Raw genomic sequence first — 20,459 nt, forward strand, 5'->3', positions numbered from 1 at the left:
CGGGGTGAGGGGTGCGTTAGCGTGAGTCACGAGAACCTCCGTGGTCAGGATTTGAGTGTGGTAACCCACATCCTGCACGGAGGTTCTCGCTTCACGTCACCCGTTCACAACGTCCCGAGGCCATACATCTAGTCCTCCCGCCAACCTTCGATCACTGGCTGAGCGACATCCGCACGACCGCGACGTACACTAGATGCGTTTGCCGTCGTTCCGGGCGTGCATAGTCGTAGTACGGACTGCCAGAAAGGCACCCACATATGGATCTCACGCTCCTTCTTCCCCTCGTCCTCCTCGGCGTCATGATCTTCTTCATGTGGCGCAGCAACAAGAAGAGGACCCAGCAGCAGCAGGAGATGCGCAGCAGCGCCGTCATCGGCGCAGACGTCATGACGCAGAGCGGCGTGTACGGCACCATCGTCGATATCGACGAGGACAACAACATCACGACGATCGAGTCCGAGCCCGGCACGCGCCTCCGCGTCCACTCGATGACGATCGCGAACATCCTCACCCCGTCTGTCCCGGACGACGCATCCGCGCTCTCCGTCGAGGAGACGGTGGAAGAGTTCCCCGCCACGGAGCCCGAGCACCGCGACGCCGCGGACGCAGACCGCCGCGACGGCGACAACGGCTCCGAGTCCGGACCCAACACCAACAAGGCGTAGGCGACTCCCTCACCTCTCACGCACGGGCCTCGTCTTGAGGTCAGAAGGCAGAACTCTCTTGGCGAAGTCGACAACGTCATCGGCGCGTCGTGGTCGGGGTGCTGGCATCGTCCAGCGCGCCTGGCGCACGCTCACGTGGCTCCTGATCCTCATCCTTGCCCTCGTGGGCCTCAACTGGCTGGCCGTCGCCACGCAGGGCGGTCAGTGGACCCCGCGCCTCGCGCTCGACCTCGAGGGTGGCACCCAGGTGGTGCTCGCCGCTCAGCTTCCAGAGGGGCAGGCCGACCCGTCATCTGAGCAGATGCAGCAGGCGGTCTCCATCATCCGCCAGCGCATTGACGCCTCCGGTGTCTCCGAGGCCGAGATCACCACGCAGGGCGGACGCAACATCGTCGTCTCCGTGCCCGGCGAGATGGACCAGCTCACCCGCGACCGTATCGAGAACTCGGCCAAGCTCGAGTTCCGCGCCGTACTCGTCGCCGACCAGGCTGCGAACACCCAGGCCATCCCGGCAGACCAGCTGCCGGAGGAGCTCTCGACGACGCCGACCGCCGAGCCGACCGATGCGAGCGACCTCAACTGGGTCACCGAGCAGATGTACGTCGACTTCGTGCAGTTCAACTGCGCAGACCTCGCTCCGGCCGCCGACATCGACCCGGCCCAGCCGCTCATCACGTGCGACGACACGGGCACGGAGAAGTACGTCCTCGGACCCGTCGAAGTCACCGGTGAGCGAATCGCCGACGCCACGAGCGGTCTCACCACGACGAGCACAGGCGCCACCACGAACCAGTGGGCGGTGAACATCGAGTTCGACGCGCAGGGCACCCAGGAGTTCGCAGCCGTCACCGAGCGTCTCGTCGGCCTCACGGAGAACCAGAACAGGTTCGCCGTGACGCTCGACAACCAGGTCATCGTCGCCCCGACCACCAACGCCGCGATCACCGACGGCAAGCCGCAGATCTCGGGCAACTTCAACGAGGAGAGCGCGAAGGCGCTCGCCGACCAGCTGAAGTTCGGCGCGCTGCCGTTCAACTTCGTCGCGCAGTCCACCTCCACCATCTCCGCCACGCTGGGAAGCTCGCAGCTTGTGAACGGCCTCATCGCGGGCCTCATCGGACTCGCCGCCGTCGTGGTCTACTCGCTCTTCCAGTACCGGACGCTCGGGCTCGTGACCGTGGCATCGCTGGTCATCGCCGCGGCCTTGACCTACGTCGTGGTCACCTACCTCTCCAACCAAGAGGGGTACCGGCTGTCACTCGCGGGTGTCGCGGGCCTCATCGTCGCCATCGGCATCACGGCGGACTCGTTCATCGTGTACTTCGAGCGCATCAAGGACGAGCTGAGAGACGGCAAGGGACTCGTCTCCGCCGTCGAAGGCGGGTGGACGCGCGCGATCCGCACGATCCTCGCGTCCGACGCCGTCAACTTCCTCGTCGCGATCGTGCTGCTGTTCGTCGCCGTCGGCAACGTGCGCGGCTTCGCGCTGACCCTCGGCATCACGACCATCATCGACATCATCGTCGTGACCCTCTTCACGCACCCGCTCATGCGACTCCTCGCACGGACCTCGTTCTTCGCAGACGGCCACCCGGCCTCCGGCCTCGATCCGCGCTCGCTCGGCGCCGTCTACCGCGGCCGCGGAACGTTCCGCACCCCCGAGCAGAAGAAGCGCGGCGCGTCGCGTGAGGCGTCGAAGCGCCAGACCCTCGCCGAGCGCAAGGCGGAAGCCGCCAAGAAGGGCGGAGCCGACGACCTCGTGAGCGCAGGAACGCCTGCGGCGGAGCAGACGTCGACGACAAGCAAGGGGGAGAAGGCCTGATGAGCAAGTTCCAGACGCTCGGCAACGACCTGTACACCGGTGAGCGCTCGATCGACTTCGTCGGCAGGCGGAAGATCTGGTTCTCCATCGCGGGGCTCGCCGTCCTCATCTCCATCCTCGTCCCGATCCTCCGTGGTGGCCTCGAACTCGGCATCGAGTTCACCGGCGGTTCGGAGTTCCTCGTCTCGCAGCCGGCGACCGACGAGCAGGAGCCGGCCATCGCGGCGGCGGCCGAGTTCACGCCGACGCCGGCCAAGGTCGCCGTCCTCGGCGACGGCGGCATCCGAGTCCAGACCGACTCCCTGTCCGAAGAGGCCAACACCGAGCTGCGCGCGCAGCTCGCCGAGGCCTACTCCGTTCCCGTCGAGGACGTCAACCTGTCGACGATCGGGCCATCCTGGGGCCAGGACATCACCAGACAGATGGTGATCGGCCTCGCGGTCTTCGTCGCGGTCGCCGCCATCCTCATGTCGCTGTACTTCCGCACCTGGAAGATGTCCATAGCGGCGCTCGTCGCCCTCGCCCACGACCTCGTCGTCACGGCGGGCGTCTACGCCATCACAGGCGTCGAAGTCACTCCGGCGGCCGTGATCGGCTTCCTCACCATCCTCGGCTACTCGCTGTACGACACCGTCGTGGTGTTCGACAAGATCCGCGAGAACGCCGAGGACTACAACGCGGAGTCCTCGAGGACGTTCGGCGAACTCGTCAACCTCGCGATCAACCAGACGCTGGTGCGCTCGATCAACACGTCGGTCGTCGCGCTCCTCCCGGTGGGCGGGATCCTCTTCATCGGCGCCTTCCTCATGGGAGCCGGCACGCTCCGCGACATCGCGCTCGCGCTGTTCATCGGCATCTTCGTCGGGGCCCTCTCGACGATCTTCGTCGCCGGCCCGCTCTACGCGGCGCTCCGGTCGCGAGAGCCGGAGATCGCACGCACCGACAAGCGCATTCTGGCAGCGCGCGCTCGCACGCAGAAGGATGGCGGCGACGTGGAGGGCGACGCTCTCGACGACGACGCAGAGACCCCGGAGGCATCCGAGTCGGCGTCGAAGGCATCGGCGTCCTGACGACCGTCCGCACGGTGATAACTTGTCATCACCCTGGTCCGCGTATTCACGCAGGCCAGGGTGATGATGCATATGGAGGTGCTGCATGAGCGAAGTTTCCTCGCTGCGCTGGCGAATGCCGAGAATGTTCGCGAAGCAGCCTGTGCACGTTCTCGAGCCGATTCTCAAATCGCTCAGGAAGCACGACCCCCGCGCCAACACCGCGCTCGTGCAGCGCGCCTACGAGGTCGCGAAGGATGCGCACGAGGGGCAGTTCCGACGCAGCGGCGAGCCGTACATCACCCACCCGGTCGCCGTCGCCAAGATCCTCGCCGACCTCGGCATCGGCTCGATCACCGTGGCAGCAGCCCTGCTCCACGACACGGTCGAGGACACGGAGTACACGCTCGACGAGCTCCGCTCCGATTTCGGTGACGAGATCGCGATGCTCGTCGACGGCGTCACCAAGCTCGACAAGGTCAAATACGGCGACAACGCGCAGGCGGAGACCGTTCGAAAGATGGTCGTCGCGATGTCGAAGGACATCCGCGTTCTCGTGATCAAGCTCGCCGACCGTCTCCACAACGCCCGCACCTGGGGCTTCATGTCGCCGGAGAAGGCCAAGAGCAAGGCCAAGGAGACCCTGGAGATCTACGCCCCGCTCGCGCACCGGATGGGCATCCAGGCGATGAAGAACGAGCTCGAGGACCTCTCGTTCGCCGTCATCAATCCCAAGATCTACTCAGAGATCAAGAACCTCGTCGCCCACCGGCAGCCGGAGCGCGAGAAGTACGTCCAGCGCGTCATCGCCGAGGTGCAGTCCGACCTCCGCCAGCTGAAGATGCGCGGCGACGTCTACGGGCGCCCCAAGGAGCTCTACTCGATCTACCAGAAGATGATCGTCCGCGGACGGGACTTCGACGAGATCTACGATCTCACCGCCATCAGACTCATCGTCGACTCGGTCCGCGACTGCTACGGCGTGCTGGGAGCGATCCACGCCAGGTGGACGCCGATGCCCGGCAGGTTCAAGGACTACATCGCGACGCCCAAGTTCAATCTCTACCAGTCGCTGCACACGACGGTCATTGGGCCGGACGGCAAGCCGGTCGAAATCCAGATCCGCACCGTCGAGATGCACCGCCGCGCCGAGTTCGGTGTCGCGGCGCACTGGATGTACAAGCAGAACGCCCAGTCGGGCAAGCAGGACAAGGCGGATGAGACCCAGACCGAGATGGCCTGGCTCAAGCACCTCAGCGACTGGCAGCAGGAGACGACGGACCCGGGGGAGTTCCTCGACTCGCTGCGCTTCGACCTCGGCGCGAAGGAGGTCTACGTCTTCACACCGCAGGGCAAGGTCATCGGTCTCAGCGCAGGGGCGACACCTGTCGACTTCGCGTACGCCATCCACACCGACGTCGGTCACCGGACGATGGGCGCGAAGGTCAACGGGCGGCTCCTCCCGCTCGACTCGAAACTGCAGAACGGCGATGTCGTCGAGGTGTTCACCTCGAAGAACCCGGACGCGGGACCGAAGCAGGACTGGCTGACGTTCGTCGCGAGCGCCAGGGCGAAGAACAAGATCAGGCAGTGGTTCTCGAAGGAGCGCCGCGACGAGGCGATCGAGCAGGGCAAGGACTCCGTCGCGAAGGCACTCCGCAAGGCGGGCCTCCCGCTCAACAAGGACCATGTCCAGGAGGCGTTCTCGTCGGTCGCCTCCAACCTCCGCTACCTCGACGTGACCGCCCTCTACGCGGCCGTCGGCGACGGCCACGTCTCGACGCAATCCGTCATGGAGAAGCTGCAGGCCGCGCTTCGGCAGGAGCAGGACGTCCCGGCCGCCGATGAGGCGCCGCAGTTCACGCCCGGCACCACCATCCCGACCACGAGCGACTCCGGGGTGCTCGTCCGCGGCGCGCCCGACATCCTCGTCAAGGTCGCCAAGTGCTGCACGCCGGTTCCGGGTGACGAGATCCTCGGCTTCGTCACGCGTGGGCAGGGCGTCTCGGTGCACCGAGCCGACTGCAACAACGTGGCGAGCCTGCTCCGCGAGCCGGAGCGCATGATCGAAGTCCAGTGGGCGCCGAGCTCGTCGAGTGTGTTCCTCGTCAACATCCAGGTCGAGGCGCTCGACAGGTCTGGCTTGCTGAGCGACGTCACGCGGGTGCTGAGCGAGCACCATGTCAACATCCTCTCGGCGACGGTGCACACCTCGAAGGCGCGCCTCGCGATCAGCAAGTTCTCGTTCCAGATGGGCGACACGACGCACCTCGACCGGGTGCTGAATGCCGTGCGCCGCATCGACGGCGTCTACGACGTGTACCGCGTCAAGACCCAGTAGCAGCTGTCGCCAACATCGCACGTCTCCTCGCCAGAGCAGCGAACGGCCGGCGCAGCGTGACGTGGGTCGCGAGCAGCTCGACGGGATCCAGTTCAAGTCGCCTCACGGCGAGTTCGATGGTCGCCTGGTCGCCTGTCGGGTCGTGGAGCAGATCGAACAGCGCCAGCCACGGCACGACGACCCGGACGCCTCCGACGAGCCGGACCGCAGCGTCTGGCGGAGCGGTGGACCGATAGCGGACGCCGACGAGATGCTGCCTGGGCGGACGCGCTCCACGCCGCGTGGAGATGGTGAGCTCCGACGGCGCAGGTCCGCCCGCGTGCACCCAGACGGCTGAGGCACCACCCACCGCGGCGGTTCCCATCACCAGGGGAGCGAGCGATGCGGCTCGGTCTCCCGGGGTCAACCGGTCGGCCACGGACGCATACGCGACTGCGCAGGCGTGACCGAAGCGGACGACGACGCCATCGCGCCTCATGACCTGCAGCTCCACATCGGGCAGCAGACGAAGCGGGGCAGGATGCACACTCGCATCCTGCCCCACTTCGTGGTGTTCGCGCCGCTCAGCCTGGTGAGCTGTGGACAGCGCTCGACGGTCTAGCTGCCGATGGCCCCGAGCCACACGCGGCGGGCTTCGAGCGCCTCCTCGGCTTGCTTCACGGCACGCTTGTCGCCACGAGCCTCCGCGGCGGCACGCTCGGCTTCGAGCTTCTCGATCGCCTCGGTGAGCTGGCTGTGCATGCCCTGGCTACGCGCCTGGCGCTCCGGGTTGGACTTCTGCCAGTGGTCGTCGTCGAGCTTGCGAACGTGCTGCTCGATCGCGCGAAGGCGGTCTTCTGTCGACTTGAAGTTCTCGCGAGGAACACGGCCGATCTCGTCCCAGCGTCGCTGGATATCGGCGAGCTTCTCGCGTGCCGCACGGCGGTCGGTGATCTGGAGGATCGGCGTCGCCTCCTCGAGCAGGGCTGCCTTGGCCTCGTAGTTCGCGGCGTACTCGACGTTCTCGGCCGCGTCGACCTCGCCCTTCGCCTGGAAGAGCAGGTCTCCAGCCGCCTTGAACTGGTTCCACAGCGCGTCGTCGTACTTGCGGCCCGCGCGGCCAGCGGCCTTCCACTCGTCGAGCAGGCGGCGGTACTTAGCCACGCCGTCCGCGCCGCGAGGGGCGAGCGCCTCCGCGCGCTCGAGGATCTTCGTCTTCGCATCCCGAGCGGTCTTGTGGCTCGCGTCGAGTTCGGCGAAGAACGCACGACGCTCGCGCTCGAGCGTGCTCCTGGCACCACGGAAGCGCTTCCAGAGCGCATTGGCCTCGGCCTTCGGCAGGCGCGGCCCGTCCTGCTGGTGCGCCTTCCACTTCGTGAAGAGCTCGTCGATGCTCGCCGTCGTCTGCTTCCACTGGATGGAGGCTGGGGGCTGGGCGGCGAGGCGCTCGGCCTCGACCACGATCGCTTCGCGTTCCGCGAGAGCCCCGGCGATCTCCTCCTGCTGCGCTTCGCGCTGCTGCTCGGTGAGCTCGCTGACCGTCCCGCCGAGCGCGTCGAGGCGCGACCGGAGCGCCGCGAGGTCGCCGACGGCGTTCGCGTCGCTCAGCTGCGCGCTGAGGTGCTTGGCCGACTTCGCGATGTCGGAGGCCGGTGCGCCGTTCTTGACGCGCTGCTCGAGCAGCGAGACCTGACCCTCGAGGTCAGAGAACTTGCGGACGAAGTACGCGAGAGCCTCCTCGGCCGTGCCGTCAGGGTACTGGCCGACCTTGCGCTCAGTCCCTTCTTCGATCACGTACACGGTGCCGTCTTCTTCGACGCGGCCCCACGGGTTCTGGGGGAGTGCAGACATGGCGGGTATTCCCTCACGGTAGGCGTTTGCGCAGCTTGCGCGACTGACTCCCCATGCTAGGACACTGCGGACGCTTCGTTCACCAGCGCATGCCCAGTCTCTGCAGATGACGGGGAGTCCCGTCGCCGCGTCGGCGCGGTCCGACCCGCTACTCGAGCGTGAGCGACGTGATCACCGCGGGTGCGACCGGCGCACCATCGCCGCCCCCTGAAGCGGGGTCGACGCCGGCATCCACGATGCCCGTGATGAGCTGGTCCAGTCCGTCCGTGACCTGACCCATGACGGTGTACCCGCCTGCGGCGTCACCGGGTAGGGTCGTGTCCTCGTAGACGATGAAGAACTGGCTCCCCATGCTCTCGGCGTTGCCGCCCTGGCGGGCCATGGCGATCGTGCCGGCCGGGTAGACCCCGTCCTCCGGTGCGTTCTCGATCGGGCCCCAGCTGTAGCCGGGCCCACCCGTCCCGGTGCCGGTCGGATCGCCGCACTGCAGCACGAAGAGCCCCTCGGTCGTGAGGCGGTGGCAGGAGGTGTCCGTGAAGTAGTTCTCACCGCTGAGGGAGACCATGTTCGCGACCGCCTGGGGAGCTGCCGCGCCGTCGAGCTCGATGCCGAGCGTGAGGTCGTCGTTGAACGTCAGCTCGCCCGTCCAGGTGCGCGCCTCGGCGATGGCCGGGTCTGGCACCTCGCCGGCGGGCGTGGCCGCAGGCGTCGAGGTCGCGTCCGCTGCGGGTGCTGGGGCGCCGGGGCCGCCGGTGAAGTAGAAGACCTGCAGGGCGCCGACGACCAGCGCCACGACGACGAGGGCGACGGTCCAGACGCGGTTGTCTCGACTGCGACGTCGGACACCCCGTTCGTGGACGGCGACGCGCGCCTCGTACTCGCGGGTACGCCGACGCTGTTCACGCGTGTTCTTCTCCGAAGTTGCCACTGTGCCTCATTCGCTTGTCCTCAGCATGCCGTGCAGGCACCAGAGGGGAGTTTACTAACATCGGGCCTCATGACCGGTGACGCGCCAAGCCTGGCGGGTACAACCGCGCCCCTCGCGGTGCGGATGCGCCCGCGTTCCCTCGACGAGGTCGTCGGTCAGCAGCACCTCCTGCGCCCGGGCTCACCCCTCCGCGCGCTCGCATCCCCCGAGCAGGACGCTCGGGCTGGCACCTCCGTGATCCTCTGGGGTCCGCCCGGAACGGGCAAGACGACGCTCGCGCAGGCGATCGCGCATACCTCGGGCAAGCGCTTCACGCAGCTCTCCGCGATCTCGGCCGGTGTCAAGGACGTGCGCCAGGTGATGGACGAGGCGCTCACGCAACGCGATCTCTACGGCATCCAGTCGGTGCTGTTCCTCGATGAGATCCACCGGTTCACGAAGGCGCAGCAGGACGCGCTCCTGCCAGGCGTTGAGAACGGCTGGGTGACGCTCGTCGCAGCCACGACGGAGAATCCGTCGTTCTCGGTCATCAGCCCGCTGCTCTCCAGGAGCCTGCTGCTCACGCTGCAGCCGCTCGACGAGGCGGATCTGATCGAGCTCATCGACCGCGCCTCCACCGACAAGCGAGGACTCTCAGGGGTCTTCGAGGTCGCGGACGACGCCAAACGGGCCATCGTGCAGTTCTCCTCCGGAGACGCGCGGCGCGCGCTCACCACACTCGAGGCCGCGGCCGCCGCAGCGCAGGCCTCCGAGCAGACGACCATCGACGCCGAGATCGTCGCGAGCGCCTCCGATCAGGCGCTCCTGCGCTATGACAGGGACGGCGACGAGCACTACGACGTCATCAGCGCGTTCATCAAGTCCGTCCGAGGGAGCGACCCGGATGCTGCGCTCCACTACCTGGCGCGGATGATCGTCGCGGGGGAAGACCCGCGCTTCATCGCCCGGCGCCTCATCGTGCTGGCGAGCGAGGACATCGGACTCGCGGAGCCACGTGGGCTCGAGATGGCAGTCGCCGCGGCAGACGCCGTGCAGCTGATCGGCATGCCGGAGGGGCGGATCCCGCTGGCTCAGGCGACCGTGTTCCTGGCTACGGCACCGAAGTCCAACGCCGCCTACTCCGGCATCAACGCCGCCATCGCCGATGTCAAGGCGGGCGGCATCGGCCGCGTTCCCAAGCACCTCAGGGACGCGCACTACGCAGGAGCGAAGCGCCTCGGTCACGGCAAGGGGTACAAGTACCCTCATGACGACGCGCGCGGCGTCTCCGAGCAGCAGTACCTCCCCGACGAGCTGAGCCAGCGCGAGTACTACTCGCCGACCCGCTTCGGCGAAGAGCGCGAGATCGCTGCCAGGCTCGAGAAGCTCCGCGCCATCACCAAGCCGGGTACGTGACGGTACGCCGCACTGTGCTAGTCTTTCTCGGTCTACGTCCCGGGACCGTGCGGCTGCGCGTCTGGGAGTAAGGCGTGCAGTCTGTAGCCGACGCACGCGCGACACTGCTCAAGTTTGACGCCGGGGCATGGCCTTGGCGGAGAGCAACTTCATTTCTGCGCGCTCACGCGCGCCAAACTTCGCTCGGAAGGCAATTGTGTCCAAGACCTCACGTTCACGCAGCAAGGTGCGCCTCAGCCGCGCACTCGGCATCGCGCTCACCCCGAAGGCTGAGCGCGCGCTCGAGAAGCGCCCGTACGCACCGGGCGAGCACGGCCGCACGCGTCGCAAGACCGACAGCGACTACGCCGTCCGTCTGCGCGAGAAGCAGCGCCTGCGCGCCCAGTACGGGCTCCGCGAGAAGCAGCTTCGCATCGTCTTCGAAGAGTCGCGTCGCGCGGCAGGCCTGACGGGTGAGAACCTCGTCGAGCTGCTCGAGATGCGCCTCGACGCGCTTGTCCTGCGTTCGGGCTTCGCCCGCACGACGGCTCAGGCTCGTCAGCTCGTGGTGCACCGCCACATCCTCGTCGACGGCAAGCTCGTCGACCGCCCCAGCTTCCGCGTGAAGCCGGGACAGCTCATCCAGGTCAAGCAGCGCTCGGAGGCCCTCGAGGTCTTCCAGGTCGCCGCAGCCGGTGGCCACGCGGACGTCCTCCCGAAGCTCCCCGCGTACCTCGATGTCGACCTCGCAACGCTCCAGGCGCGCCTCGTGCGTCGCCCGAAGCGCGTCGAGGTCCCGGTCACGTGTGAAGTCCAGCTCGTCGTCGAGTACTACGCTGCTCGCTAGCCACGCTGGCGCTCCGGTTCGCCGGAACTGGCAGTTCGGGGCAACCCGCGCCGCCGGAGCCAACTAACATAGGGGCGGGTCATCGCAAGATGACCCGCCCTTTTGTCTGTCCTGCGGCGCTGCGGCGTTCGTCTATCCGTGCGGCGACGCGCCGCGCTCACTAAGGAGCAAGCACCATGTCTGGTGGCGACATCGCCGGCCTCATCGCGGCCGCAGTCTTCCTCATCCTCGTCCTCCTGCTCGCTGTTCCCCTGCTGAAGCTTGGCGGGGTGCTCGACGAGGTGCGCAGCGGCATCCGCGAGTCCGTCGACGCGATCACGCCAACCCTCGCCGAGACGCAGGTCACCGTGCTCGAGGCCAACAAGCAGCTCGCGAAGATCGACAGCATCACGACCCACGTCTCCGAGACCACGAGCAACGTCTCAAGCCTCGTCGCACTCACCGCGGCGACCGTCGGCGGCCCCCTCATCAAGCTCGCCGGCTTCTCAGCCGCCGTGCGCGCCGGCATCTCCAGCCTCAAGAGCGACGGACCTGCGACGGTCAAGTCCACCTCGAAGCCGAAGAAGTCGAAGAAGCGCGCAACGCGCTGACCCGCCAGACACCCGCTCACCACGTTCCAGGAGATCTCATGCGCACAGCGCTCAGCATCATCGGCGGTATCGCCGCAGGCTTCGCCCTCGCCCACCTCGTCAACTCGACCCCAGCAGGCCGCACGTTCTTCTCCGGCGTGAACGGACGCGTCGACGAGTTCACCGAAGCCGTGGCGGAGGGCTACCGCGCGCGCACGCAGGACCTCACCGCGGCTATCGCCGACATCAAGTAGCGCGACACCCCACCCACATCCCGGGGGGCCTCGTCGCCCGTCGCCAGTCGCCACAGAAAGAGCCACACAGCACGATGCAAACCGCCGAGATCCGTCGCCGCTACCTCGACTTCTTCGAGAAGCGGGGGCACACCGCAGTCCCCTCAGCGCCCCTGGTGAGCGACGACCCGACGATCATGTTCACGATCGCGGGCATGGTTCCGTTCATCCCGTACTTCACGGGAGTGGTCCCGGCCCCGTTCGACCGCGCGGTCAGCGTGCAGAAGTGCATCAGGACCAACGACATCGAGGAGGTCGGCAAGACCCCTCGACACGGCACCTTCTTCCAGATGTGCGGGAACTTCTCGTTCGGCGACTACTTCAAGCAGGGCGCGATCGAGTTCGCCTGGGAGCTGCTGACCACGCCGGAGAGTGCGGGCGGGCTCGGATTCAAGCCGGAGGACCTCTGGATCACGGTCTACGAGAAGGACGACGTCGCACGCGGCATCTGGCGTGAGGTCACGGGGTTCCCGGATGCACGCATCCAGGGCCTCGGCATGAAGGACAACTTCTGGTCGGCGGGCGGCCCCGGCAGCCCCGCCGGTCCCTGCTCCGAGATCTTCTTCGACCGTGGCCCCGCATACGGAGCCGACGGGGGACCGGCAACCGACGACGACCGCTACGTCGAGATCTGGAACCTCGTGTTCATGCAGTACGAGCGCGGTGAGGGAACCACGAAGGACGACTACGAGATCGTCGCCGACCTCCCGAAGCAGAACATCGACACGGGCATGGGCCTCGAGCGCATCGCCTTCATCAAGCAGGGCGTCGACAACATGTACGAGATCGACCAGGTTCGCCCGGTCCTCGACAAGGCCGCTGAGATCTCCGGCAAGGCCTATGGTGCCTCCCACGCGGACGACGTTCGCATGCGCGTCGTCGCCGACCACGTGCGCTCCTCGCTCATGCTGATGGCCGACAGGGTCGAGCCGGGCAACGAGGGACGCGGGTACATCCTGCGACGCCTCCTGCGCCGGGTCGTCCGAGCCATGCGCCTCCTCGGGTTCGAAGGCGCCAGCCTCCCGCAGCTCCTGCCAGCTTCCAAAGACGCGATGAAGGACGCCTACCCAGAGCTCGTGGACGAGTTCCCGCGCATCGCGCGTCTCGCCTACGCAGAAGAAGAGACCTTCCTCCGCACGCTCGCAGCTGGCACGGCCATCCTCGAGACCGCCGTCACCGAGACGCGTGCGAGCGGGGTGCAGCACCTCTCCGGTGAGACCGCGTTCAAGCTCCACGACACCTTCGGCTTCCCCATCGACCTCACCGTGGAGATCGCCGAGGAGGCGGGCGTCAGCGTCAACCGCGAGGCTTTCGAGCGGCTGATGAGCGAGCAGCGCACGCGTGCGAAGGCGGATGCGAAGTCAAAGCGCTCCGCCCTCGCCGACGTCTCGGTGTACAGCGAGTTCCGCTCGCTGGGCGAGACCACGTTCGTCGGCTACACCGACCTCGCCCACGAGAGCGAGGTGCTCGGGCTCATCGTCGACGGTCACCCCGCCGTCAGCGCCAGCTCCGGACAGCAGGTCGAGATCATCCTGGCCAGCACGGCGCTGTACGCGGAGTCGGGCGGGCAGGAAGCGGACTCTGGCCAGATCACCTCAGCCGCCCGTGGACTCGTCGCGGACGTCGTCGACGTCCAGCGGCCCATCGCGGGCCTCGTGAGCCACACCGTCACCATCGTCTCCGGTGAGGTCGCCGTCGGCGATCGCGTCGAGACGATCGTCGACCCGGCATACCGTCGCAGCGCCAACCAGGCCCACACGGCGACGCACCTCCTCCACGCCGCGCTCCGCGACGTGCTCGGACCCGACGCGCACCAGTCCGGCTCATACAACAAGGCCGGGTACCTGCGCCTCGACTTCTCCTGGAGCCAGGGGCTCACGAACGACACGAAGGCCGAGCTCGAAGGCATCGTCAACGACGCGATCCGCGCCAACCACGTCGTCACGACCCGCGAGATGGACCTCGACGAGGCCAAGTCGCTCGGAGCTCGCGCCCTGTTCGGCGAGAAGTACGGCAGCCGAGTGCGGATGGTCGACATCGGCGGCCCCTGGTCGCGAGAGCTGTGCGGCGGCACGCACGTCGGAAGCTCGTCGGAGATCGGGATCGTCAACCTGGTGGGGGAGTCCTCCGTCGGCTCGAGCAACCGCCGCATCGAGTCGCTTGTCGGGCGAGACGCCTTCGCGGACTTCGCCGTAGAGCGCGCCATCGTCTCGCAGCTCACGAGCAACCTCAAGGCCCCACGCGAGCAGCTCGCCGACCGCGTCCAGGACCTGGCGACGAGCCTCAAGGCCGCTCAGAAGCGCATCGCGGAGCTCGAAGCCGCCGAGGCCATGCGGCGCGTGCCCGCGATCGCCGCCGAGGCCAGCTCCGCTGGGAGCGTCCTGCTCGTGGCGAAGCACCTCGGCGAGGTCCGTAGCGCGGACGAGCTCCGCTCGCTCGCGCTCGCCGTCCGCGAGCAGCTCGGCGACCGACCTGCCGTCGTCGCGCTCGGCGCCGCCTCCAACGGCAAGCCGATCGTGCTCGTCGCCACCAACCCGGCCGCGCGTGACGCTGGGGCCGCAGCAGGCGCCCTCGTTCGCATCGCGGCCCCGATCCTCGGCGGAGGCGGCGGCGGGAAGCCGGACGTCGCGCAGGGCGGCGGCACCGACGTCGAGCGCCTCGACGACGCGCTCGCCGCGATCCGCACTGAACTCGCGAATGGCTGACATCCGTCCAGGCACGCGCCTCGGCGTCGACGTGGGCAAGGCCCGCGTCGGCGTGAGCAGGAGCGACCCGCACGGAATGCTCGCGACGCCGCTCGAAACGGTGCCGCGGGACGGAGCCAAGGGCGATGCCCACGCCAGGCGGATCGCGGAGCTGGTCGTCGAGTACGGCGCCATCGAGATCGTCGTGGGCCTCCCGCTGTCGCTCTCAGGTGCCGAGACCGCATCGACTGCGGACGCGCGGGCGGTGGCCGAGCAGATCGCCGCCCACTCTCCGGTTCCACTCAGGTTGGTGGACGAGCGTCTGACGACGGTCAGCGCGAGCCGGCAGCTTCGCGACGTGGGCCGGAAGGCCTCCAGATCTCGGAACATCATCGACCAGGTGGCGGCAGTCGTCATCTTGCAGACCTCGCTCGACGCGGAGCGCCAATCCGGACGTGCGCCGGGTGAGCTCCTCTCCCGAAAGGATCAGGACTCTGACGGACAACCAGCCCCCAGGTAGCCAAGAAGGTCGCAAGCGATTCACCCCGGACGATCCGTTCGGTGACCTCTTCTCCGACGAGACCGCGAAGCAGGCGGACGCAGGCGACGGCAGTCCGCGAAGGTCCGGCGGGAACCGCAGGCGCCAGTCGGCCGCGGTCAAGCAGGGCAAGCGCAGCCTGATCGTCATCCTCGTGCTCGTCGTTGTCGTGGCAGTGAGCGCGGCGGTCGTCTGGTTCGGCTTCGGCTCCCAGCTGCGCAGCCTGTTCGGGGGTGGTGCGTCCTCTGCGGACTTCGAGGGCAGCGGGAACGGCACGGAGATGGCGTTCACCATCGAATCCGGCGACACCGGCACCTCCATCGGCGAGCGACTCGCCGAGGTCGGCATCGTGAAGTCCCCTGGCGCCTTCGTGGATGAGGTGCTCGCGCAGCCCGAGGATCCGGTCTTCATCCCAGGCAGCTACGGAATGCAGGAGGAGATGAGCGCCGAATCCGCGCTCGCCTCGCTGCTCGACCCCGCGAACCGCCAGGAGTCGACCGTCGTGATTCCGGAGGGCACAGCGCTCCAGGACGTCTACGCACTCATCGAGGGTGGCGTCGGCATTCCCGTCGCCGATCTCGAGGCGGCGGCCATCCCGGCGAACTTCGGACTCCCCGCCGAGGCGACGACCCTTGAAGGGTTCCTGTTCCCGGCGACCTACAGCTTCGACCCCGGCGTCGACGCGAACACGGTGCTGAAGACGCTGGTCGACCGCATGTTCCAGTCACTCGACGAGCACGGCGTCGCTCCAGAGGCACGCTGGGACACGATCCGCCTGGCCTCGCTCATCCAGAAGGAAGCGGGCCTCCGCGAGGACTACTACAAGGTCTCGCGGGTGTTCCTCAACAGGCTCGACATGGGCATGCTCCTGCAGTCCGACGCGACGGTGGCCTATGGCACCGGCAACACGCACCGAGTCTCGACGAGCGATGCGGAACGCGCCGACGCTGCGAACATCTACAACACCTACGTGCATCCGGGGATGGTCGCGGGGCCGATCTCGAACCCGGGTGACATCGCTATCGATGCTGCCGTGAACCCCGCCGACGGGCCGTGGGTGTACTTCGTGACCTGGAACCTCGACACGGGGGAGACCATCTTCTCCGAGACGTTCGAGGAGCACGAGGTCGCGGTCGCCAAGTGGCTCGCGTGGATGGAAGATCACCCCGAATATGGCTGAGGCAGGCGTGGACTCGCCGGAGACCAGGCTCGCCGTCCTCGGCTCGCCCATCGACCATTCGAAGTCGCCGGCGATCCATGCCGCGGCGTACAGGGAGCTCGGGCTGGACTGGCGCTACGAGCGATTCGACGTTCCGGAAGGCGAGCTCGCCGGCTTCATGTCGACGCGCGGACCGGGGTGGCGGGGGTTCTCCGTCACGATGCCCCTCAAACAGGAGGCGCACGAATTCGCTTCCTGGCTCGCCCCGGCCGCTGTCGAGATCGGGGCCGTCAACACGCTCGTCTTCGACGATCCGGACGCAGGCGGCGCCGCTCGTGGGTGGAACACGGACGTGCTCGGGTTCGTCGCCGCGCTGAACGGTGCGGGGATGGAGGCTGCGCCGAGGGTCTGCCTGCTCGGGGCCGGTGGCACGGCGGCGGCCGTGGTCGCAGCGCTGCCCTCCCTCGGCACGTCTGAGCTGCGTGTCGTCGTCCGCGCGCCCGAGCGCGCGCGGGAGCTGGCCACGCTGGCATCATCGCTCGGGGTCGGCGTCGACGTGCTGACCTTCGCCCAGTTCGACGCCCTGCCGGCCGAGTCCAAGCACGCCGAGCTCGTCGTCAACACCATCCCGGGTGACCAGGACCATCTCCTGGTCGATGAGGCCTGGGTCGACGGAGCACTCCTGTTCGACGTGCTCTACGACCCGTGGCCGACGAATCTCGCGTCGCGCTGGCTGTCTGCTGGCGGACGGGTCGTCTCCGGACTCGAGCTCCTGCTCGAGCAGGCTCTCGTGCAAGTGCGTCTCTTCACGGGACGCGGGGTGTCCGAACGGCTGCCGCGAGAGGCCGAGGTGCGGGCCGCGATGCGGAGCGCCGCGCTGCGCGTGTCAGAATAGTCCAATGCTTCGATGGCTCACGGCCGGGGAATCCCACGGCCCAGAACTCCTTGCGATCCTCGAGGGACTCCCAGCTGGTGTCCCGCTGTCCCTCGACGATCTCCGCACCGACCTCGCGCGGCGAAAGCTCGGCCACGGCCGGGGAGCGCGAATGAAGTTCGAGCAGGACGAGCTGACGCTCTCCGCGGGCGTGCGCCACGGCGCCACGATGGGTTCGCCCATCGGCATCCGCATCGGCAACACGGAGTGGCCCAAGTGGGTCGAGGTCATGAGTCCGGAGCCGGTGGATCCCGCCGTGTTCGACACTGGCCGGGGTGCGAAACTCACGCGTCCACGCCCGGGACATGCCGATCTCATCGGCATGCAGAAGCACGGCTTCGACGACGCCCGCCCCGTCCTTGAGCGCGCGAGCGCCCGGGAGACAGCGGCGCGCGTCGCGCTCGGTGCGATCGCGAAGCGCTTCCTGGCCGAGCTGGGGATCACCACGCTCAGTCACACGCTGGCCATCGGCACGGTTCGCGTTCCAGACGACGCGCCCCTGCCCGTCTACGCGGACCTCGCGGCGATCGACGCCGATCCCGTCCGCGTCTTCGATGCGGAGACGTCGGCGGCGGCCGTCGCGCTCATCGACGAGGTCCGCAAGAGCGGCGACACGCTCGGCGGGGTCACGGAGGTCCTCGTGTGGGGACTGCCGCCTGGCATCGGCTCCTACGTGCACTGGGACCGTCGACTCGACGCGCGTCTCGCGAAGGCGCTCATGAGCGTCCAGGCCATCAAGGGCGTCGAGGTCGGCGACGGGTTCGAGACGACTCGTCGTCCGGGAACCTCGGCGCACGACCCGCTCTACGTCCGGGATGGCTCCATCGTGCGCTCGAGCGACCGCGCCGGCGGTATCGAGGGTGGCATGGCGACGGGCACGGTCCTGCGCGTGCGCGCGGGCATGAAGCCGATCGCGACCGTTCCGAAGGCGCTGCACACCGTGGATGTCGCCACCGGTCAGGACGCGGCGGCACACCACCAGCGCTCCGACGTGTGCGCGGTCCCGGCTTCCGGCGTCGTCGTCGAGGCCATGGTGGCCCTCACGATCGCGGACTCGATCCTGGAGAAGTTCGGCGGGGACTCGGTGGCGGAGACGAAGCGGAACATCGAGAGCTACCTCGGGAGCATCCCACCCCTGCTGCGCACGTCCCACGAGTCGGTCTCCGAGTCCGAGCTGCAGGCTGGTCCCGTCGACGAGACGCCGATGGGGGACTCGCTGAGCGAGTGGCGCGTATGAGCGTCGTCCTCATCGGCCCGCCGGCGGCCGGCAAGTCGAGGGCCGGGCGCCGCCTCGCGAAGGTGCTCGGCGCGAGCTACGCCGACACCGACAAGGTGATCGTGGCGCGTCACGGGGCGATTCCCGACATCTTCGCCGCGCACGGGGAAGTCGAGTTCCGGCGACTCGAACGCGACGTGATCGCGGAGCACCTCGAGACGACCGAGGTCCTCTCACTCGGGGGCGGGGCGGTCATGGACGCCGAGACGCAGTCGCGGCTCGACGGCCACACCGTCGTGCTGCTGACCGCGTCCCCCGCTGCCATCACGGAGCGCATCACCGGCAACTCGAAGCGGCCGCTCATCACGGGCATCGAGAGCTGGACGCAGATCTACGAAGCCCGTCGCGAGACGTACGAGCGTCTCGCGGACGTGAGCTTCGACACCTCATTCCGGCCCATGGTCCGCGTCGTCGACGACATCGCCGAGTGGCTGGAGCAGAACTCCAAGGAAGGACCAAGCGACGTTGCCTGAGATCATCGAGGTTCCCGGCGCCCACGGCGACATCATCATCGGGGGCGGCCAGTTCCGCGACGCGGCCGCCGTGGTCCCGGCGCTGCTCGGTGAGGGCGTCGCCAAGGTCCTGATCGTGCACGCCCCCCACCTCGCGAATGTGGCGGAGCGTGTCCGGGAGCAGCTCGTCGGCGAGTACACCCAGGTCCTGATCGCCGAGATCCCGGATGCGGAGGGCGCGAAGCGCATCGAGGTGGCCGCGTTCTGCTGGCAGATCCTCGGCCAGGCGGACTTCACGAGGTCGGACGCCGTCATCACGATCGGCGGAGGCGCGACGAGCGATATCGGCGGCTTCATCGCCGCGACGTGGCTGCGTGGCGTCAAGGTCGTGCACATGCCCACGACGGTGCTCGCGATGGTCGACGCAGCGATCGGCGGCAAGACAGGGCTGAACACGAACGAGGGCAAGAACCTCGTCGGGTCCTTCCACCCTCCTGCTGGCGTCGTCATCGATCCGGAGATCCTCGACAGCCTGCCGCGAAACGAGCTCCTGGCCGGCTTCGCCGAGGTCGTGAAGGCCGGCTTCATCGCGGAGCCGGAGATCCTCGACATCATCGAGCGTGACCCGGAGCGGGCTACCGACCCCACGACCCCCGAGTTCCTCCGGGTGCTCGAGCTCGCGATCCGCGTCAAGGCGAGGGTCGTCGGCGAGGACTTCACCGAGCAGGGGCTGCGGGAGATCCTCAACTACGGCCATACGCTCGGGCACGCCATCGAGAACGCGGAGCGCTACCAGTGGCGCCACGGTGCCGCCATCTCCATCGGCATGGTGTTCGTCGCCGAGCTGGCGAGGCTCTCCGGGCGCCTGGACGACGCGACCGCGGACCGCCACACGGCGATCCTCGAGCTCCTCGGTCTCCCCACGAGCTATCCAGCCGGCCGCTGGAAGACGTTGCTCGCCACGATGCGCCGCGACAAGAAGGCGCGGGGCGCCATGCTCCGGTTCGTCGTCCTCGATGGCCTCGGGCGTCCGACGATCATGCGCGCGCCGGACGAGAGCCTGCTCTTCGCCGCGTACCAGGAGATCGCCAGCTAGGCGCCCCGGCGTTCGTCGCACCGAACATACTCATCAATCGTCACGCCCGATTCGAAGCGCCGCGTCGCGCTCAGGGTGAATGCCTGCGGTGAGTATCCAGCGTGGCCGAAGAGCGGAACGCCGGCACCGAAGACGACCGGGTTCCGCTTCAGCACGAGGCGGTCGATCTCACCGCGCAGTGAGCCGGCGAGCTCCCCTCCGCCGCAGAGCCAGATCGGCAGCCCGTCCTCGTCCTTCAGCCGCCGGACGGTGTCGACGGGGTCGCTCGTGAGCGTCATGTCATCAGCGACGCGCCGGTCGCCGCGGCTCGCGACGACCTGACGCAGATGCGGGTACGGGCTCTCGATGCCGACATCGAGAGCTGGGCGGAGGGTGTTCCAGCCCATGATGACGGTGTCGAACCTCGTGCCGGGGGCCCGCATTCCGAGCGCTTCAAGGACATGCGCAGGGAACGCGTCGGGGTAGTCCGCGAGCAGGGTGGCCATGTGGTCGCCCTCCATCGGGAAGGCGTCGAAGCCTCCGCTCGGGTCGGCGATGAAACCGTCGATGCTCGTCGCGACGTAGTACACGAGCTCTCGCATGGGCTGCTCCTCTGTCTCACT

General features: G+C 68.0%; 20 protein-coding genes. 17 read left to right on the plus strand and 3 right to left on the minus strand.

Annotated features, from left to right (window positions below; genetic code table 11):
* Window positions 1-257: 257 nt before the first annotated feature.
* From yajC to ABVF28_RS09085, 6 genes are all read left to right on the plus strand, one after another.
* Window positions 258-665: a preprotein translocase subunit YajC gene (gene yajC / locus ABVF28_RS09060; RefSeq protein WP_104311980.1), complete on the plus strand. Its 408-nt coding sequence runs from the start codon at window positions 258-260 to the stop codon at window positions 663-665.
* Window positions 666-723: 58 nt separating this feature from the next.
* On the plus strand, window positions 724-2,487 hold the full coding sequence (secD, locus tag ABVF28_RS09065; RefSeq protein WP_371030248.1) for a protein translocase subunit SecD: 1,764 nt from the start codon (window positions 724-726) through the stop codon (window positions 2,485-2,487).
* A complete protein-coding gene (gene secF, locus ABVF28_RS09070; protein ID WP_371030249.1) occupies window positions 2,487-3,557 on the plus strand; it encodes a protein translocase subunit SecF in 1,071 nt (356 codons plus the stop codon). Before secD ends, secF begins: the two co-directional genes overlap by 1 nt.
* Before the next feature lie 85 nt (window positions 3,558-3,642).
* Complete coding sequence (locus ABVF28_RS09075; protein ID WP_211890443.1) at window positions 3,643-5,877, plus strand: bifunctional (p)ppGpp synthetase/guanosine-3',5'-bis(diphosphate) 3'-pyrophosphohydrolase; 2,235 nt, start codon at window positions 3,643-3,645, stop codon at window positions 5,875-5,877.
* Between the two features lie 61 nt (window positions 5,878-5,938).
* Complete coding sequence (locus tag ABVF28_RS09080) at window positions 5,939-6,214, plus strand: hypothetical protein (RefSeq protein ID WP_371030250.1); 276 nt, start codon at window positions 5,939-5,941, stop codon at window positions 6,212-6,214.
* 105 nt (window positions 6,215-6,319) lie between these two features.
* A complete protein-coding gene (locus ABVF28_RS09085) occupies window positions 6,320-6,478 on the plus strand; it encodes a hypothetical protein (RefSeq protein WP_211890445.1) in 159 nt (52 codons plus the stop codon).
* Here the strand turns inward: ABVF28_RS09085 and ABVF28_RS09090 are convergent.
* Both ABVF28_RS09090 and ABVF28_RS09095 read right to left on the minus strand, forming a co-directional pair.
* Window positions 6,475-7,707 carry a DUF349 domain-containing protein gene (locus ABVF28_RS09090; protein ID WP_371030251.1) on the minus strand — a complete coding sequence of 411 codons (1,233 nt, stop codon included), beginning with the start codon at window positions 7,705-7,707 and terminating at the stop codon, window positions 6,475-6,477. The two genes, ABVF28_RS09085 and ABVF28_RS09090, sit on opposite strands and share 4 nt — an antisense overlap.
* 148 nt (window positions 7,708-7,855) lie before the next feature.
* Window positions 7,856-8,635, minus strand: coding sequence for a peptidylprolyl isomerase (locus tag ABVF28_RS09095; protein WP_104311975.1), 780 nt, complete (start codon window positions 8,633-8,635; stop codon window positions 7,856-7,858).
* Between the two features lie 69 nt (window positions 8,636-8,704).
* Here ABVF28_RS09095 and ABVF28_RS09100 point away from each other — a divergent pair, with 69 nt between their 5' ends.
* The 11 genes from ABVF28_RS09100 (at window position 8,705) to aroB (ending at window position 19,857) form a co-directional block, all read left to right on the plus strand.
* Window positions 8,705-10,030, plus strand: a complete 1,326-nt coding sequence (locus tag ABVF28_RS09100) for a replication-associated recombination protein A (RefSeq protein WP_371030252.1) — start codon at window positions 8,705-8,707, stop codon at window positions 10,028-10,030.
* A 196-nt stretch (window positions 10,031-10,226) separates the two neighbouring features.
* Window positions 10,227-10,856: a 30S ribosomal protein S4 gene (gene rpsD, locus ABVF28_RS09105; RefSeq protein ID WP_068484404.1), complete on the plus strand. Its 630-nt coding sequence runs from the start codon at window positions 10,227-10,229 to the stop codon at window positions 10,854-10,856.
* A 176-nt stretch (window positions 10,857-11,032) separates the two neighbouring features.
* The gene (locus ABVF28_RS09110) at window positions 11,033-11,446 is read left to right on the plus strand and encodes a DUF948 domain-containing protein (RefSeq protein ID WP_371030253.1); all 414 of its coding nucleotides are present in this window, start codon (window positions 11,033-11,035) and stop codon (window positions 11,444-11,446) included.
* 38 nt (window positions 11,447-11,484) lie between these two features.
* Window positions 11,485-11,679 (plus strand): Na+ dependent nucleoside transporter N-terminal domain-containing protein, encoded by a 195-nt coding sequence (locus tag ABVF28_RS09115; protein WP_104311972.1) that lies wholly within the window; start codon window positions 11,485-11,487, stop codon window positions 11,677-11,679.
* A 74-nt stretch (window positions 11,680-11,753) separates the two neighbouring features.
* The gene (alaS, locus tag ABVF28_RS09120; RefSeq protein ID WP_371030254.1) at window positions 11,754-14,423 is read left to right on the plus strand and encodes an alanine--tRNA ligase; all 2,670 of its coding nucleotides are present in this window, start codon (window positions 11,754-11,756) and stop codon (window positions 14,421-14,423) included.
* Window position 14,424: 1 nt separating this feature from the next.
* Window positions 14,425-14,922: a Holliday junction resolvase RuvX gene (ruvX, locus tag ABVF28_RS09125; protein ID WP_219819811.1), complete on the plus strand. Its 498-nt coding sequence runs from the start codon at window positions 14,425-14,427 to the stop codon at window positions 14,920-14,922.
* Window positions 14,867-16,120: an endolytic transglycosylase MltG gene (gene mltG / locus ABVF28_RS09130; protein ID WP_258068127.1), complete on the plus strand. Its 1,254-nt coding sequence runs from the start codon at window positions 14,867-14,869 to the stop codon at window positions 16,118-16,120. The genes ruvX and mltG overlap by 56 nt, the downstream gene beginning before the upstream one ends.
* Window positions 16,113-16,994, plus strand: coding sequence for a shikimate dehydrogenase (locus ABVF28_RS09135; protein ID WP_371030255.1), 882 nt, complete (start codon window positions 16,113-16,115; stop codon window positions 16,992-16,994). Before mltG ends, ABVF28_RS09135 begins: the two co-directional genes overlap by 8 nt.
* Window positions 16,995-16,998: 4 nt before the next feature.
* Entirely contained in the window at window positions 16,999-18,270 is a 1,272-nt protein-coding gene (gene aroC, locus ABVF28_RS09140) for a chorismate synthase (protein WP_371030256.1), read from the plus strand.
* Window positions 18,267-18,782, plus strand: a complete 516-nt coding sequence (locus ABVF28_RS09145) for a shikimate kinase (RefSeq protein ID WP_371030257.1) — start codon at window positions 18,267-18,269, stop codon at window positions 18,780-18,782. Before aroC ends, ABVF28_RS09145 begins: the two co-directional genes overlap by 4 nt.
* On the plus strand, window positions 18,775-19,857 hold the full coding sequence (gene aroB / locus ABVF28_RS09150) for a 3-dehydroquinate synthase (RefSeq protein WP_104311965.1): 1,083 nt from the start codon (window positions 18,775-18,777) through the stop codon (window positions 19,855-19,857). The genes ABVF28_RS09145 and aroB overlap by 8 nt, the downstream gene beginning before the upstream one ends.
* Here the strand turns inward: aroB and ABVF28_RS09155 are convergent.
* Window positions 19,854-20,438, minus strand: coding sequence for a dihydrofolate reductase family protein (locus ABVF28_RS09155; protein WP_371030258.1), 585 nt, complete (start codon window positions 20,436-20,438; stop codon window positions 19,854-19,856). The genes aroB and ABVF28_RS09155 overlap by 4 nt on opposite strands.
* Between the last annotated feature and the right edge of the window lie 21 nt (window positions 20,439-20,459).

Source organism: Pseudoclavibacter sp. JSM 162008, assembly GCF_041366455.1.
In the GTDB taxonomy this organism is placed as follows: domain Bacteria; phylum Actinomycetota; class Actinomycetes; order Actinomycetales; family Microbacteriaceae; genus Pseudoclavibacter.